The 15,618-nt window shown below is 68.6% G+C and carries 14 protein-coding genes; 10 read left to right on the forward strand and 4 right to left on the reverse strand.

The annotated features are described in order from the left end of the window. Window positions 1-60 precede the first annotated feature (60 nt). The 5 genes from EDF23_RS06315 (at window position 61) to EDF23_RS06335 (ending at window position 4,783) form a co-directional block, all read left to right on the forward strand. Window positions 61-1,032 (forward strand): alpha/beta hydrolase, encoded by a 972-nt coding sequence (locus EDF23_RS06315; protein WP_131921152.1) that lies wholly within the window; start codon window positions 61-63, stop codon window positions 1,030-1,032. Further along, window positions 1,029-2,006: an SDR family NAD(P)-dependent oxidoreductase gene (locus EDF23_RS06320; RefSeq protein WP_131921153.1), complete on the forward strand. Its 978-nt coding sequence runs from the start codon at window positions 1,029-1,031 to the stop codon at window positions 2,004-2,006. The genes EDF23_RS06315 and EDF23_RS06320 overlap by 4 nt, the downstream gene beginning before the upstream one ends. A gap of 31 nt (window positions 2,007-2,037) precedes the next feature. Beyond that, complete coding sequence (locus EDF23_RS06325; protein ID WP_131921155.1) at window positions 2,038-2,907, forward strand: PrsW family glutamic-type intramembrane protease; 870 nt, start codon at window positions 2,038-2,040, stop codon at window positions 2,905-2,907. A gap of 77 nt (window positions 2,908-2,984) precedes the next feature. Continuing rightward, window positions 2,985-3,737, forward strand: coding sequence for a CPBP family intramembrane glutamic endopeptidase (locus EDF23_RS06330; protein ID WP_207895451.1), 753 nt, complete (start codon window positions 2,985-2,987; stop codon window positions 3,735-3,737). Between the two features lie 146 nt (window positions 3,738-3,883). Continuing rightward, complete coding sequence (locus EDF23_RS06335; protein ID WP_131921159.1) at window positions 3,884-4,783, forward strand: helix-turn-helix transcriptional regulator; 900 nt, start codon at window positions 3,884-3,886, stop codon at window positions 4,781-4,783. Window positions 4,784-4,807: 24 nt separating this feature from the next. Here EDF23_RS06335 and EDF23_RS06340 read toward each other — a convergent pair whose 3' ends face one another. Beyond that, window positions 4,808-6,181, reverse strand: coding sequence for an MFS transporter (locus tag EDF23_RS06340; protein WP_207895452.1), 1,374 nt, complete (start codon window positions 6,179-6,181; stop codon window positions 4,808-4,810). Between the two features lie 79 nt (window positions 6,182-6,260). Between EDF23_RS06340 and EDF23_RS06345 the strand changes: the two genes are divergently transcribed. The 4 genes from EDF23_RS06345 (at window position 6,261) to EDF23_RS06360 (ending at window position 10,390) form a co-directional block, all read left to right on the forward strand. Further along, window positions 6,261-7,862 carry an alpha-L-fucosidase gene (locus EDF23_RS06345; protein ID WP_131921161.1) on the forward strand — a complete coding sequence of 534 codons (1,602 nt, stop codon included), beginning with the start codon at window positions 6,261-6,263 and terminating at the stop codon, window positions 7,860-7,862. A 178-nt stretch (window positions 7,863-8,040) separates the two neighbouring features. Next, window positions 8,041-8,667 carry an ABC transporter permease subunit gene (locus EDF23_RS06350; protein ID WP_307860918.1) on the forward strand — a complete coding sequence of 209 codons (627 nt, stop codon included), beginning with the start codon at window positions 8,041-8,043 and terminating at the stop codon, window positions 8,665-8,667. A 2-nt stretch (window positions 8,668-8,669) separates the two neighbouring features. Then, entirely contained in the window at window positions 8,670-9,452 is a 783-nt protein-coding gene (locus tag EDF23_RS06355) for an ABC transporter permease (RefSeq protein WP_131921163.1), read from the forward strand. Beyond that, window positions 9,452-10,390, forward strand: a complete 939-nt coding sequence (locus tag EDF23_RS06360; RefSeq protein WP_131921165.1) for an ABC transporter substrate-binding protein — start codon at window positions 9,452-9,454, stop codon at window positions 10,388-10,390. Before EDF23_RS06355 ends, EDF23_RS06360 begins: the two co-directional genes overlap by 1 nt. On the opposite strand, the gene EDF23_RS06365 is transcribed toward EDF23_RS06360, so the two are convergent. The 3 genes from EDF23_RS06365 to EDF23_RS06375 form a co-directional block, all read right to left on the reverse strand. Then, window positions 10,383-10,781, reverse strand: coding sequence for a hypothetical protein (locus EDF23_RS06365; protein ID WP_131921166.1), 399 nt, complete (start codon window positions 10,779-10,781; stop codon window positions 10,383-10,385). The genes EDF23_RS06360 and EDF23_RS06365 overlap by 8 nt on opposite strands. Before the next feature lie 288 nt (window positions 10,782-11,069). Beyond that, a complete protein-coding gene (locus tag EDF23_RS06370; protein ID WP_131921168.1) occupies window positions 11,070-13,097 on the reverse strand; it encodes an alpha/beta hydrolase domain-containing protein in 2,028 nt (675 codons plus the stop codon). 79 nt (window positions 13,098-13,176) lie between these two features. Further along, window positions 13,177-14,646, reverse strand: coding sequence for an MFS transporter (locus EDF23_RS06375; protein ID WP_123340218.1), 1,470 nt, complete (start codon window positions 14,644-14,646; stop codon window positions 13,177-13,179). A 169-nt stretch (window positions 14,647-14,815) separates the two neighbouring features. Here EDF23_RS06375 and EDF23_RS06380 point away from each other — a divergent pair, with 169 nt between their 5' ends. Continuing rightward, window positions 14,816-15,460 (forward strand): TetR/AcrR family transcriptional regulator, encoded by a 645-nt coding sequence (locus EDF23_RS06380; RefSeq protein WP_123671905.1) that lies wholly within the window; start codon window positions 14,816-14,818, stop codon window positions 15,458-15,460. Window positions 15,461-15,618 lie beyond the last annotated feature (158 nt).

Genomic DNA, 15,618 nt, shown 5'->3' on the forward strand with positions numbered 1-15,618 from the left:
CCGTATCGTTCCGGAACGTCGCTCCGTTTCGAGTGACCTCCGCTTCTGGAAGGACTCCCGATGCCAGCAACAGCACCGCACGCCCAGGTGATCAGCGTGCGCCCCGTCACCCTGCCCGCGCCGTCACGCGGCCACGACCTCGAGGTCCGGATCACCGCCCCGATCACGGGCACCGAGCTTCCCGTGATCGTCTTCGCCCACGGCTTCGGGCAGTCGATGACCGGCGGCGATCCCCTCGTCGACCACTGGACCGCCAACGGGTTCGTCGTCGTCCAGCCCACGTTCCTCGACTCGACGGGCTACGGCCTGACGCTCGACGACCCGCGCTACCCGACGATCTGGCAAACCCGGGTCGACGACCTCGAGCGGGTCATCGACGACCTCGACCTCCTCGTCGCCGCCGTCCCCGGTCTCGCGGGACGTGTCGACGAGGCGAACCTCGCGGTCGCCGGGCACTCGTGGGGCGGCCAGTCCGTCGGCATGCTCCTCGGCGCCCGGGTGATCGGGTCGGACGGACAGCCAGGCGAGGACCGCACCGACCACCGCGTGCGGGCCGGGGTCCTGCTCTCCACCACCGGGTTCGGTGGAGCCGACCTGACGCCGTTCGCGCAGGAGCACTTCCCCTTCATGAGCCCGGACTTCAGCCAGCTGCGCACCCCGTCGCTCGTCGTCGCCGGGGACCACGACCAGTCCCGGCTCTCCACGCGCGGGCCGGACTGGTTCACCGACGTGTACCACCACGGCCCCGGCGCCCGGCACCTGGTGACGGTGCACGGCGGGGAGCACCTGCTCGGTGGCATCCAGGACTACGCGTCCACCGCCACGACCGACGAGAGCCCGGAGCGCGTGGACCTGGTCCGCCGCACCACGACGGCGTTCCTCCGGACGGCGCTCGGGCTCGACGCCGACGCGTGGTCCGCGACGGCCGACGCCATCGCCTCTGCCGAAGCCGGCGACGCAGTCGGCCACACCGACGCAGTCGACCACATCGACGCCGTCGGCCACATCGACTCGAAGGAGGACCACTCGTGATCACCGACCAGCGCCCGCTCCCCACCCCCTTCACCGCATCGTCCACCGCCACCGACGTCCTCGACGGCGTCGACCTGACCGGCCGGGACGTCGTCGTCACGGGCGGTCACGGCCGCCTCGGACGCGAGACCAGCCGCGCCCTCGCGGCCGCCGGCGCCACGGTCACCGTCGCGTCCCGCGACACCGACCGCGCGAGCGCCGCCGTCGCCGGCATCCCCGGGGTCCGGGTCGAGCAGCTCGACCTGACCGACCCGGCGTCGATCGACGCCTTCGCCGCACACTGGACGGCCTCCGGGCGCCCGCTCCACGCCCTGGTCAACAACGCCGCGATGCTCTTCACGCCGGACCGGCGGCTCGACGCCCGCGGCAACGAGCTGTCGTTCTCGACGTCCCACCTCGGGCACTTCCGGCTCACGCGGGCGCTCCTCCCTTCCCTTCTGGAGGCCCGTGGTGCGCGGGTCCTGAACGTCACGTCCGGCGCCGCCCGCTTCGGGCAGATCCGGTGGGACGACCCGGCGTTCGCCAGCGGCTACGACGCCGCTGCGGCCTACGGGCAGGCCAAGCGGGCGAACGTGCTGTTCGCGGTCGAGCTGGACCGCCGGTACGCCGACCGGGGCATCCGGTCGTTCGCCGCACACCCCGGAGTGATCATCGGCCCGGGTCCGCACGACGAGTCCCGGATCGCCTCGTACCGCGAGCAGGGGCTGGTCGACGAGGACGGTACGACCGTCGTCGATCCAGAGCGCGGTAAGAAGACGATCGAGCAGGGGGCGGCGACCCTCGTGTTCGGTGCCGCGAGCCCGCTGCTCGACGGCGTCGGCGGGGTCTACCTGAAGGACAGCGACGTCGCGGTGATCGACGACGAGGTCCGGCCGCTCACCGCGGACAGCATCCCGTCGGATGCCAACTCGGCGATGCTCGACGCCGACGACGCCCGGCGGCTGTGGGAGGTCAGTGTGCGGCTGACCGCGTGACGCCGTCGTGCCCGCTGGTAGCTTCGGTCCCATGACGCGACCCCGGGGGACCGCACCACTCACCGTCGGCCTCGCGGGCGCTGCCGCCGGTGCTCTCCTCGGGTACTGGGGTGGCAGCCTGATGCTCTCCGGCGGCCGCGAGGCCACGGTCGGGGACGGCCTGCCGCCGTACTCGCTCGTGGTGGTGGTCATCGCCGCGATCATCGGCATCGGGGTCCCGCTCGTGGCCATCGGCTGGTACTTCCGGCAGAAGGTCTCCCTGGCCGGTCAGCCCCACCGTGTGCAGGCGCTGTGGCTCGGCCTCGTCTGGGGGACCATCGCGATGCTGCTCGCCGGGAGCCTGAACGGCATCGCCAGCCTGCTGCCCGGCGGCCTGATCTGGCCCGGTCTCGTCGAGGAGTTCCTGAAGCTCCTGGTGCCCGTCATCCTGCTGCTGTCCTCGCGCACCTACCGTTCGCCGCGCCTGGCGGTGTGGCTCGTGTTCGTCGCCGCCGCCTGGTTGGGGTTCCTCGAGGGCATCAGCTACATCATCACCTCGCTCGACCCGATCCTCGACGGCGCGAAGGCTCCGTCCGATGCGCCGTTCATCATGATGATGGACGTCATCGTCCGCATCATCGCCGAGGTCTCGCACCCGCTGATCACCGTCGGGGCCGCGGTCCTCATCTGGCTCGCCGCGAAGACGCTGCCGACGGACAGGGCGATCGGCGTCGGCGTGCTCGCGTACCTCGGCGCCGCTGCGATCCACGGCCTCAACGACGCCGTGATCGACGGGCCGGTCCGCGACTGGAACGTGCCGGTCAGCATCATCCTCGAAGCCGTGTACGTCGTCGCGGTCTTCGCGTTCTGGTTCCGGCCGCAGGTACGACGTCTGCAGGGCGACGGCTCAGCACACCGATGACCGGCTCCGCCGGTACCTTCTCTTCTGGTGCAGACGACATGCACCACAGGGCGATGCAACGCACGAGGGGACACACCATGGCCACAGGGGCTCGACGGTACGGCAGGGCGATCGAACGGCAGGACGGTCGGGACTTCCCGTTCTACGACGGAGACCCGATCCGGATCCCCGCATGGCAGTGGGTGACCATCGTCGTCGCGTGCGTGGCCGGCATCACCGTGCTGAGCTTCTACCCGGCGGCGGACAACATCCAGTCGCTCGTGCCACGGTTCCTCTTCACCGCGATCATGCTCGCCGTCCTCATCGCCTTCACGAGACGACACTGGGCGAGGATCTTCCAGCGGACCACCGCCCGCGACTACGGCGCCATGGTGCTCTTCGCGATCGGGAACATCATCGTCACGTTCACGGTCGGGATCATCGTCAAGGCGATCTTCGGTACCAACGCCAACACCGCGACCGACGGCATCCACGGCGCGGGTGAGATCGTCGCGTTCTACGTCGGGACCGCGATCCAGCTGTTGGGCGAAGAGCTCTTCACGATCCTGCCGTTCCTGGCGGTCATGGCGCTGTGCCACCGCATCGGACTCACCCGCACCCAGGGCATCCTCATCGCCTGGCTCGCGACCGCGATCTGGTTCGGTGCAGCGCACCTGCCGACCTACGGCTGGAACTTCGCGCAGGCGTTCCTGATCATCGGCATCGCACGACTGGTCCTCACGCTCGCCTACATCCGCACGAAGAACATCGCGGTCAGCACCGGCGCGCACATCATCAACGACTGGGTGCTCTTCACCGCCGCGATCATCGGGGCGACAGCGAGCGCCTGAACGGCGTCGCGCGCATGATCACGCGCGGGGCGCGTTGGACGCACCACAGAGCGGACGGGAGGCGCGGTGCCAGCTGACACCGTGCCTCCCGTCCGGTGTCCTGGCAGTGCACCCCGCGCCCCGGCGCGGCCTCGTAGGGTCGCCTCATGAGCACGAACCGCGACGACGTCAAGGACTTCCTCGTCAGCCGCCGTGCCCGGGTACGCCCGGACCAGGTGGGCCTGCCCGGTGGGCCCAACCGGCGCGTGGCCGGCCTCCGCCGCAGCGAGGTCGCGATGCTCGCCGACGTCAGTGTGGAGTACTACTCGCGGCTCGAGCGCGGCAGTCTCTCCGGAGTCTCGGACGGCGTCCTGCACGCCATCGCCGGCGCGCTGCTCCTCGACGACGCGGAGCGCGACCACCTGTTCGACCTCGCACGAGCGGCGAACGCCTCCCCGGTCCGTGGACAACGCCGTGCAGCGACGCCGAAGACCCTGCGCGTCGGGCTGCAGCACACGCTCGACGCGTTCACCGGCGGGCCGGCCTTCATCCGCAACGACCGACTCGACCTGCTCGGTGCGAACGCACTCGGCCGGGCGCTCTACGCGGACCTGTTCCGGAAGGCGGAGCGGCCGAACCTCGCTCGTGCCGCGTTCCTGGACCGGGACTGGGCCGACGCGTTCCACCCGGACTGGGACGTCGCCGCCGACCAGAGCGTCGCGATCCTCCGCACTGCGGCCGGCCACGACCCCCACGACGAGGACCTGCAGGCGCTGATCGGTGAGCTCTCGACTCGCAGCGCGGAGTTCCGGACGAAGTGGGGTGCGCACGACGTCCGTCGGCACGCCACGGGCGAGAAGCACTTCGTCCACCCCGTCGTCGGTGCTCTCGACCTGCACTTCGAGGGGTCGCGGCTCATGAGCGACCCGCGCTTGAGCCTCCTGCTGTACAGCGCGGAACCCGGCTCGCCGACCGCGGACGCGCTCCGGCTGCTCGGTTCGGTCGCTGCGACCGACCGACGCGACGCGGTGGACGCCGCTGGGCGTGGCGCGGCCGACCGGAGCTGACCCTGCGTCGACACGACGTACCGGTCACTCGGTCCGGATGCGCATCGAGGCCAGCGCCGCGACGACCAGCACGGCGGCCGCCACCACGAAGCTGGTCTGCGTCCCGACGACGAACTGCGACCGGTCGGCCAGGAACGCCCCGAAGACCGCGATCGCCACCGCCCCACCGACCTGCCGGAAGGTGTTGAACACCGCACTCGCTGTCCCCGACCGTTCAGCGGGGACGCTGGCGAGGACGACCGACGTCGCGGGCGGCATCGCGACCGATCCGCCCGCGCCGGTCAGGATCGTGCACACCGCGACTGCGACGACCGAGTCGTACGGCGCGAGCACGATCATCACGACGATGCCGATCGCCATCGTGGTGAGTCCCGCGACCACGGGGACCCGAGCGCCGAATCGGTTCACGAGGGTGCCGCTGACGATGTTGCCGACGATGCTGAACGCCGCGGACGGCAGGAACACCAGCCCCGCGGCCAGGGGGGACAGTCCGAGGTGCTGTTGCAGGTAGAGACTCAGGACGAAGACGCTGCCGAAGTTGCCGACCATGAACGCGAACCCGACGCCGAGCGCGATCCGCATCCGACCGGAGCGGAACAGGTCGAGCGGCATCATCGGGTTCCGGCCGTGGGCCTGCACCAGCAGGAAACCGGCGACCGCGACGGCCGCGAGCACCAGCGCGACGACCACGTACCACCGGTCGAAACCCGTCGCACCGCCTTCGATGAGGCCGAAGACGAGCCCCGCGAGCGCGAGCAGCGCGAGGACCTGCCCGGCCGGGTCGAACCGAGCCGGTCGCCGAGGCGATGGCGCCACCCGGGCGAGCATCACGAGCATCGCCGCGCACACCGGCAGGTTGATGGCGAACACGAGGCGCCAGTCGAGCGTCGTCAGCGCGCCGCCGAGGATCGGCCCGACCGCCCCGGCGACCGCACCGCCGACCGCCCAGATGCCGAGCGCGTGCGCCCGTTCACGCGCATCCGGGAAGGCTTCGCGGATGAGTGCCATCGAGGCCGGCAGCATCACCGCTGCGGCTGCCCCTTGGAACGCCCGCGCTGCGATCAACGCGCCGAGCGTCGGTGCGAGGGAACACGCCACGGACGCCACGAGGAACCCGGCGATGCCCCAGCCGATCGCCCGTTTCGCCCCGATGCGCTCGGACAGGTTGCCCGCGAACAGCAGCAGCGAGGCGAACAGCAACGTGTACGCGTCGATCACCCACTGCAGCCCCGACGTGCTGCCGCCGAGCTCCCGCCCGATCGTCGTCAGCGCCACGTTCACGATGAGGATGTCGAGCGTGATGAGGAAGAAGCCGAGCGAGGCGAGCACGAGCGTCAGCCGCGCAGCTCGGTGCGGGCCCTGATCGGTCGAGACGTCGGCTGTGGTCGGAGCGGTCACGGCTCGATGCTCTCCTGGCTGCGCTCGTCGGGGGATGCCCTGACCGGGAACCCCTCGCGACAGATCGAACAGACATAGGATGTCTCACGCTCCCGACATCGCCGTCGCGAGCCGCCGCAACCGATCGGAGCACGTCGTGCACGAACCGCTCACCCCGCTGGACCCGGCCACGCTGCCCGAGCCCGTGGACGTTTCGGACAACTCCGCGGCCCTGGCCGCGGTCGACGCCGTCGTGCGCTCGGGCCCGTACGACGCGACCTGGGCATCGCTGCAGCAGTACCGCGCACCGCTCTGGTACCAGGACGCCAAGTTCGGGATCTTCGTCCACTGGGGCGTCTTCTCGGTCCCCGCGTTCCGGAACGAGTGGTACTCCCGCGACATGTACCGCGCCGGGACCCCCGAGTTCGCGCACCACGCCCGGACCTACGGCCCGCACGACGCGTTCGGGTACAAGGACTTCATCCCGTCGTTCACGATGGAGCACTTCGACGCCGCGGCGTGGGTCCGGGTGTTCCGCGAGGCCGGCGCGCAGTTCGTCGTCCCGGTCGCCGAGCACCACGACGGCTTCGCGATGTACGACACCGACCGCTCCCGCTGGAGTGCCGCGCAGCTCGGGCCCGGGCGTGACGTGTTCGGTGAGCTCCTCGTCGCCGCGGACGAGGCATGGATGGTCCGTGGCGCGTCGTCCCACCGTGCCGAGCACTGGTTCTTCATGAACGGCGGGACGAAGACCCCCTCGGACGTGCTCGATCCGCGGTACACCGACTTCTACGGTCCGGCGCAGCGCGAGGAGACCGCCCCGAACGAGCGCTTCCTGGAGGACTGGCTGCTCCGCACCGTCGAGCTCATCGACAAGTACCGCCCGCAGGTGCTCTGGTTCGACTGGTGGATCGAGCAGCCCGCGTTCCAGCCGTACGTCCGGACCCTCGCGGCCTACTACTACAACCGCGCCGCCGAGTGGGGCCGCGAGGTCGTCATCAACTACAAGTGGGAGACCTTCGCCCCGGGCAGCGCCGTGTACGACATCGAGCGCGGAGCGATGGCTGGCACACCCGAGACCGTCTGGCAGAACGACACCGCGATCGCCAAGACCGCGTGGAGCTGGATCGAGGGCCACGACTACAAGACCGTGCGCGACCTGGTCGCCGAACTCGTCGACGTGGTCGCGAAGAACGGTGTGCTGCTGCTCAACACCGGGCCGAAGGCCGACGGCACCCTGCCCGAGGCCGAGGTCCGCATCCTGCGCGGCATCGGCTCGTGGCTCGCGGTGAACGGTGAGGCGATCTACGGCACCCGGCCGTGGACGATCTCGGGCGAGGGGCCGACCACTCGTCCCGCCGGCTCGTTCGTGGACGCCGACACGGTCGAGTACACCGCCGAGGACGTCCGGTTCACCACGCGCCACGACGTCACCGGCGACGCCGTCTACGCGACCCTGCTGGCCGATCCCGACGAGGGGTCGGCCCGCATCCGGGCGTTCGGGTCGGCCTCGGGCCTGCTCGGCCGCACCATCCGGTCCGTCGCCGTGCTCGGCCACTCCGGCGAGGTCGACTGGGAGCAGCGCCCCGAAGCGCTCGTGGTCGCGCTCGACGGCATCACCAGCGTCGACTCCGGTCCGGTGGTCCGAGTGCGACTCGCGCCGGTGGTCGAGCAGGAGCGGCAGGACTTCCTGCACCAGTGACCGGGGAAGCCGGCCCGGGGACGCCGGCGCGACGATCCGTCGCGGTCAGAACGGTGCGGCGCGACTACTCTGAGGCGGACGGTCGTCCGACGAGGATTGGGATGCTGACCTGAACTGGATCATCGCGAACTTCGGTCTCGTCTGGGGCCTCACCGTCACCCACGCGGGTCTCGCGGCCGTGCCCATCGTCCTCGGGTTCGTCGTGGCGGTGCCGTTGGGGTGGGTGGCGAACCGGTGGCAGGCAGTCCGATCGGTCATCGTCGGCGGCGGCAGTCTGCTCTACACGATCCCGTCCCTGCCGCTCTTCGTGATCCTTCCCTACCTGCTCGGCACCCGCATCACGGATCCGGTGAACATCGTGGTGGGGCTGTCCGTGTACGCGGTCGCCATCATGGTGCGGTTGGCAGCTGACGCGTTCGCCGCCGTTCCGGCGGACGTCGTCGACTCGGCCACCTCGGTGGGGTACTCCGCCTGGGGACGTTTCTGGACGGTCGAGCTCCCGTTGGCGGGTCCCGTCCTCCTCGCGGGGATGCGGGTGGTCTCGGCGAGCACCGTCGCCCTGGTCTCGGTCGGCGCCCTGGTCGGTTCCGCGAACATCGGGTTCCTGTTCACGGACGGGCGACAGCGTCAGTTCCTCGAGGAGATCCTGGTCGGCGTGGCAGCGAGTCTCTTCGTCGCACTGGTCTTCGACACCGTCCTGGTGGCGCTCGGGCGCGTCCTGATGCCGTGGTCGCGACGGATCCAGGTGCGGTCGCGTCGGTCGCGCCGTCGGGCCGCGCTGGCGACGATCGAACGGGGGGCCTGACCGTGCAGTTCTTCCTCCATGCCGTCGCCTGGCTCCTCGACCCGGCGAACTACCGCCCCGGGCTCCAGACCCCGCTCCCGATCCAGGACCGGATCTTCGAACACCTGCTGTACACGTTCATCTCGGTCGCCATCGCCGCGCTGATCGCGCTGCCGCTGGGCCTGTACATCGGTCACACCGGGCGCGGGCGCAGCTTCGTCATCGCCTTCAGTGGCTCCATGCGCGCGCTGCCGACGCTGGGCCTGCTCGGCACCCTCTTCGTCATCATCGGGATGACCGTGCCGTTCACGCAGACCGCCTTCATCGCGTCCATCATCGCGTTCGTCGTCCTGGCGATCCCCTCGATCCTCGCCGGGGCGTACTCCGGTGTGGAGTCCGTGGATCCGCAGACGGTGGACGCCGCGCGCTCGGTGGGGATGACCGAGTTGCAGATCCTGCTCAAGGTCGAGGTGCCGCTGTCACTGCCGCTGATCATCGGCGGGATCCGTGCCTCGGTCCTCCAGGTCATCGCGACCGTCGTGATCGCGTCGTACATCTCGCTGGGCGGCCTCGGCGCGATCATCTCGACGGGCATCAGCCTGAACGACAACGACTTCATCCTCGGTGGCGCGTTGCTCGTGACGGTCCTCGCCCTCGTGATCGACGGCCTGTTCGCCCTCGCCCAACACCTCACCCGCCGCGGCCCCGAGGGGCAGACCCGCCGCCGCCGCCGCACACACTTCCGCGCGCTGCCACTCCGGCGCCGCGCGGTGACGGCACTCTCCGTCGACGAAAGGGACCACTGATGTTCACAGCAGGCACCAGGACACGTATCCTCGCGGGTGTGGTCGCGATCGGGGCGATCGTGGCGCTCTCCGGTTGTTCCACCTCGGACCCCACGAAGCCGGCATCGGGCGGAGACGACGGATCGGGCAGCACGCCGATCGTGGTCGGTTCGTTCAACTTCCCGGAGAGCGAGATCCTGGGCAACATGTACGCGCTCGTCCTGAAGGACGCCGGGTTCGACGTGACGACCAAGTTCAACCTCGGCCCGCGGCAGACCACGATCCCCGCGCTCAAGGACGGTTCGATCAACCTCATGCCGGAGTACAACGGCAACCTGCTGTTCTTCTACGACACCAAGGCCACCGCGAAGACGACAGCGGAGGTCGACGCCGCGCTGAAGAGCGAGATCCCGAAGGACTTCCAGGTGCTCGAGCCGTCTCCGGCCGAGGACAAGGACGCCTACGTCGTGACCCAGGCCGAGGCGGAGAAGAACGGCCTCACGTCGATCGGCGACCTGTCGAAGATCGAGCCGTTCTCGCTCGGTGCCAACCCGCAGTTCGGCACCCTTCCGTACGGCATCCCCGGGCTCAAGTCCACGTACGGCGTGGACAAGGTCACGTTCAAGTCGATCGAGGACTACGGCGGGCCCGACACGGTCAAGGCACTCGTCGACGACACCGTGCAGGTGGCCGACATCTACACGACGTCACCCGACCTGGTGACGAAGAAGCTGCTCGTGCTGAAGGACCCCGAGAACCTGATCGCGTCGCAGAACATCCTGCCGTTCCTGAACAAGGACATCTACAGCGCGAAGCTCGCGTCGACGTTGAACAAGCTGTCCGAGAAGCTGACGACCGATGACCTCATCGAGCTGCGCAACCGTGTCGAGGGCAGCGAGAAGGCCCAGGCCCAGGCCGCCGCGAAGGACTGGCTGACCAAGGAGGGGCTGCTCAAGTAGCCCGGGAACGACGCCGGGTGCGGCGAGGCGGGTAGAAGCGCGTCAAGTCGGTCGGCGCGACCCCGACGCGCGCCGTGAAGGCTGTCTCGCAGCCAACGCAGCGGAGCGGGAATCGCAGGACCATTCGGTGTCTGCCTTCCGACGGCTTGGTGTGAAGCGCTCGGATGCCATGGATGTGGGGAATGCAGACGTACAGCGCGATCTTCCCCACTGGCGGTTCGCTGTTCACTCGGTAGGCGGTTGCATTCACTCGGTCGAGTTCCGGCGCAAGCAGCCTTGCCTTCGCAGCCGAGATGTGGCCATCCGTGCGCGTGGCGTCCCACACCGCAACGGCGTGAGGCGAAGGCACCTTTCGCACGGTATCGGGCAGCGGGTAGATGTCGAAGGTCATGCGCGTCAGCGAAGTCGGTCGCCGGCCCCCTTGGAGGCGAATGCGCGACGGCCGTGCAATGACCATCAGGTCCCCGATGAGGCGTCGCGCGTTCCACCGGCTTGCTGCTAGCTCCGTTGACCAGGCTGTGCGGCTGGCGGTCGGCCGGCAGCGGGGTCGGGTCGTGATCGTCGGGGCTCATGTGTCTCCACAGGGCTACGCGCGACAGGACCTCCTGCGCGAGCACATTGGTGGATGTGCACTCGGGCCGCCTCGGCGAGGCTGGGTCGTGTCGATCGGAGAAGCGGATCAGGTCGCGTCGATGGCGCGGACGACGATGCGGGCTCGAGCGATGTTGTCGACTCGCGCAAACCGGTCGTCTGCGTTGCCTCCGACCTGAGCGGTCGCGCGAACGGCGATCAGGTAGGTCCCGGGGAACTCGAAACTGCACGCCTCGGAGATCTCGACGGACCCTGCAGGGGTGACCTGCTGGGTCGTGTCGAAGTGTCCGGTGCCGTGAAGATCGGTGACGACGTCGGTGATGATGCCGGCGCGGGTGGTTGCGTGGGCGGTGATCCGCACAGTCACGATCTCTCCGACGCTGACCTCGGCGCGGTCGCTGCCGTCGACGGTGAGGGCGACGATGGGCTGCACGCCACCCCGAGCGGCGTCGTTGGCATCGACGAGCACCTGCCCCTCGTGTACGGCGTACGTCGTGGAGGGGGCCGGGGCGGTGCCCTGCTCCACCCAAGCGCTGAGCTGGCGCAACGCTGCCTGGAGAGCGCCGACGTAGCTGACGGTACGCGTCTCGTGTTCCTGGATGCCGCTCTCGTCGCCGTGCAGCGCGTTGTCGGTGTACCAAAGCCGGAACCGGTCATCGACGTTGTCGCCGATGAACTCGCCGACGCGGGAGCGGTACCAGTCCGCTTGCCAGGGGAAGGCCTCGCGGTCCAGGAGGGAGGCGACGACGATCATGTGGCCGCTGATGCGACCGGTGGGAACGGTTCCGGACGCGGCCGCGGCGAAGAGCGGCCCAAGGAGGACGGGGCGCTGGGGTGGTGCGGGGCTGCCGGCGGCGGTGCGGAACTGGTCCCAGACGATGTAGTCGCTCGAGGGGACCTGGTGGCGGTGGTAGGTCTGCGCGGCGAGGAAGTTGGAGTTGTCGACGAGTACCTCATCGCCCGGGGTCAGCTCGAACGAGCCCTCGCCGGGCTCGAACAGGACGGTGGTTCCGTCCACGCCCGTCAGGCGGAGGAGTTTGCCTGCCGACGGACCGGTGAGGATCGCCAGCTCGGCGCCGAGAGTGAACCCCTCCGGTCGATCGGCAATTCGCGCGCCGATGACCGTTCGCGGCCGCGCTGTCGCCTTGTACGACTCGTCGACTCCGCCGGTGATCGCGGCGGTCTCGGAGTCGGCGGTGAGGAGCTCGACCAGGGTCGTCTTCAGCTGGACGCGGTCGCGGTGTACGGACGAATCCAGGTCGCTTCCGAGGTATCCCTCAGCGCTCCAGAAGTCCTCGGCGTAAGCGGGGTCAGCGTGCATGATGCCGGGGTACAGCACGCTGAACGCGTGCATACCCATGGTTTGCCAGCCGAACCACGACCGAACCGGGAAGCCCATTCGGGTGACTTCGTCGAGAGCAGCCTGCTCCTCCGTGCTGAGCTTGAGGGTGGTCGGATCGCCGCCAGCGTCGAAGGCGTCGACGATTCGCGGGAACGCGTGGCGGAGGAGGCGCTGCGCGTGCATACGCACCGCGAAGACGTTCGGGATGGCCATGGGGCTGCCGATGACGTACGGCACGTAGCCGTCCCAGACGCCGTCGGTGTTCTCGGATGCGCCGATGGTGCGATATCCGCCGCCGCTGCCTCCGTAGAGGTAGCCGTAGACACGCTGCGGTCCGTAGATCCACTCCGCTATCTGACGAGACAGTCGGGCGACCGCCGCATTGGCACGGTAGGCGCCGATGGTCGGGTCGATCCCGGACATGGGGTTCGCGGCTCCGGGGCCGCCGCCGTTGGTCTCGATGTAGTAACCGCCGCTGGCGAGAGTGAACGGAACCGGATTCTCGTCAGTGAGCTGCTGCTGCGCGAGGTTCTCGCTCTGAGGCACCGGGGTCACGTGCTGGAAGAACCGGCCTTCGAACTGGTCCTGCGTGGGCAGGTACAGCGAAAAGCGGGTGTCGCTGTCGGCGAATCCGCCGTGGATGTAGCGATGGTGAGCGGGGGTCTCTCGCCATTCGTCGACGTCGACATAGGGCTGAGCGAAGGCCTCATCCACTGGGTCGGGCGTGAGCGCGAGGTCCTCGAGGGACTCGTCGGTGGAGGAGGAGAGCGTCATCAGTGTTCCTTCGAAGGTGGTGAGCTGGGGGCGGGAATGACGAGGTGTGCGGGGCCGGCCGCTCCGCACACGTCCTGGTTCACTTGTCGGCCGAGTGTTCATCGGTCGAGGTGCGCACGGTCCCGGGAACAGATTCGGGCTTGACCGTGTCGACCTTCGGGTCGTCAGCGGTGATGACGGCCAGGCTCTGAGTGATGGTTGGGAGCATTTGCTCGAACTTGCGGTACGGCCGCATCACGAGCACCACGCCGATCCAGAGGACGGCGGGGAACGCGCCGGCAAGGAGGACAATGCCGGTGACGGCCGAGGGAGACTGAGTCTCGGCGGTCCCGTCGTAGCCGACGACGCCGAGCACCCAACCGGTCGCGGCGCCACCGGCCCCAGCACCCAACCGCACGAAGAACGTCGTGATGGCGCCCATCGTGCTCTCGAGTCGACGGCGCCCGCTCCACTGGTTGTAGCTCGCGTTGTCGATGACGAGGAGCTGCGTGAGGAAGGTGATGGGGAGGATGCCCAGACCGCTGAGAGCGCTGGAGATGAGGATCAGGATCAGGTTGCCGTTCGCGACGATCATGAGTGCGCCGGCGAGGACGCCGGCGATCGCACCGGTTGTGATGATGGTGCTGACCTTGAACTTCTTCATCAGGCGGGGGAAGAACAGCATCGAGGGCAGGATGAGGACAGGGATCAGCCCGGTGAAGCTCATCAGCGAGATATCGCCGACGACGTACTTGAAGTAGTAGACCGCGATCCCGGTGCCGCCGGCGAGAGAGCTGACGAAGCTGATTCCGGCGATGATCCAGATGTAGTGGTTCGTGGTGAGCACCTCGCGGATGTCGCGGAAGGTGACCTTCGGGGCGTCCTCGGCTTCGGTCTGGTACCTCTCCTTGAAGAAGAGGAAGCGGCCGAGACCGATCAGCGCGAGGGGGATCGCGAGGTAGAGCGCGAGCATCGACCAGGCCGGTGCGCTCGTGCCCGCCTGGGCGAGGAAGACGGGGAGGGCGACGTTGAAGACGACGACTCCGACGGTGGTGAAGAAGCCGGTGCGGGTCGACACCTTCGCGACGAGGACGCGCGAGTTGAAGGCGCGCGCGAGGTAGAGGTAGTCGTTCGCGCCGAGGAGCGATGTGAAGACGACGTTCGCCATCACCAGCCACACGAAGAGCCAGACCGTTTTGCCGACATCGTTGAAGTCGGGGGTCGAGAACAGCGCGTACGTCGCGACCCAGACGCCGACGATCGCCAACTCGTAGGGGCGGGCCTTCCCCCACCGAGTCTCGGGGGTGCGGTCCACGAGCCAGCCGGAAATGACCACGACCACGGCCTCGAGCAGCTTGCTGACCAGAGCGAGGGTACCGAGAACGGCGGGGTTGAGTCCGAGGACGTCGGTGCCGTAGAAGACCCACATCCCCAAGAAGAGGTAGTTGACGGCGCCGGAGAGCCCGGTGGTCGTCCACGCGAGTCCCGCGCCGGTGGAAAGGCGGTCGGGATCGCTGCGGCGGCTGACCTTCCGAGCAGCGCGAGCGGTGAGGCGTGACGTCGTTGTCATCGGGTTCCTTCGATGGAAGTGGGTGTCTGGGTAGACGGCCGGAGCCGGCAGCACCGGGATCCGAAACCAGAGTGAACCACACCATTCGACTCCAGGGCAACACTTTTTGATCGACGGCGAGTGTCAAACCTCCTTGAACACTCTGGATTCGCTGACCTATGCTGATCGGATGACGACGACGACGCCCGGGAAACGCGGCCCCTACGCCTCCACCACAAAGCGGCGGCAGACGATCGTGCAGGCCGTGGTGGAACTCGTCGACGAGCTTGGACACGAGAACGTCACGACGGCGCTCGTGTCGCAACGATCCGGGACCAGCGAGACGACAGTGCTCTACCACTTTCCCTCGAAGGACCACCTTCTGGTTGCCGCCCTGGGGGCGATCGAGGACGACGAGGCGGACCGCGCCCATGTCACGCTCGAAGACACGCTCTTGGACGCTCGCGCGTTTCGTAGGCTTGCGGACCCCGATCCCCACGATCCCCGGTTTCGCCTACTGAACTCGATGAAGGGATCTGCGTCGTTGGCGGGCCATCCGGCAGCGGAGTACTTCGCGCAACGCAACGCGCGGATCGTCGACCTCTTCGCTCGACTGCTCGAGCACAGCCAGAAAGCCGGCCTGGCACACCCCAACGCCGACCCGTGGCTAACGGCGCGACAGGTCATCTCCGTCTGGGATGGACTGTCGCAACTCTGGGTGTCCGACCCTTCGTTCGATCTCGGAGCCGCTGTCGAGGACGCTGTTTCCAAGCTGATCGGTCAGAACCTCATGGAGATCCAGAAGCTTCTCGGCACCTCCTTCAACTCGAGCTAGGGCGTGTCTCCGAAACCTCGTGTGGATTCTTGACCCGCCCCGCCTCAGCCGTGACGGAGTTGCGCCGCGCGGTCTCCGACTGGACCCCTGGTTGACGTGAACCTTCGAACGGGCTCGGAATGGCCTTGAGGGCCAGTCCAGAGGAACCCACGATCCCA

It is taken from the genome of Curtobacterium sp. PhB128, assembly GCF_004340725.1.
Classification (GTDB): Bacteria; Actinomycetota; Actinomycetes; order Actinomycetales; family Microbacteriaceae; genus Curtobacterium.

What these genes read in the sequence shown, in the direction of transcription:
- EDF23_RS06375 (WP_123340218.1), bottom strand. Translation starts at nt 14,646, where the DNA reads ATGACAACGACGTCACGCCTCACCGCTCGCGCTGCTCGGAAGGTCAGC.
- EDF23_RS06330 (WP_207895451.1), top strand. Translation starts at nt 2,985, where the DNA reads ATGGCCACAGGGGCTCGACGGTACGGCAGGGCGATCGAACGGCAGGAC.
- EDF23_RS06335 (WP_131921159.1), top strand. Translation starts at nt 3,884, where the DNA reads ATGAGCACGAACCGCGACGACGTCAAGGACTTCCTCGTCAGCCGCCGT.
- EDF23_RS06380 (WP_123671905.1), top strand. Translation starts at nt 14,816, where the DNA reads ATGACGACGACGACGCCCGGGAAACGCGGCCCCTACGCCTCCACCACA.
- EDF23_RS06345 (WP_131921161.1), top strand. Translation starts at nt 6,261, where the DNA reads ATGTCTCACGCTCCCGACATCGCCGTCGCGAGCCGCCGCAACCGATCG.
- EDF23_RS06370 (WP_131921168.1), bottom strand. Translation starts at nt 13,097, where the DNA reads ATGACGCTCTCCTCCTCCACCGACGAGTCCCTCGAGGACCTCGCGCTC.
- EDF23_RS06315 (WP_131921152.1), top strand. Translation starts at nt 61, where the DNA reads ATGCCAGCAACAGCACCGCACGCCCAGGTGATCAGCGTGCGCCCCGTC.
- EDF23_RS06325 (WP_131921155.1), top strand. Translation starts at nt 2,038, where the DNA reads ATGACGCGACCCCGGGGGACCGCACCACTCACCGTCGGCCTCGCGGGC.
- EDF23_RS06360 (WP_131921165.1), top strand. Translation starts at nt 9,452, where the DNA reads ATGTTCACAGCAGGCACCAGGACACGTATCCTCGCGGGTGTGGTCGCG.
- EDF23_RS06365 (WP_131921166.1), bottom strand. Translation starts at nt 10,781, where the DNA reads ATGACCTTCGACATCTACCCGCTGCCCGATACCGTGCGAAAGGTGCCT.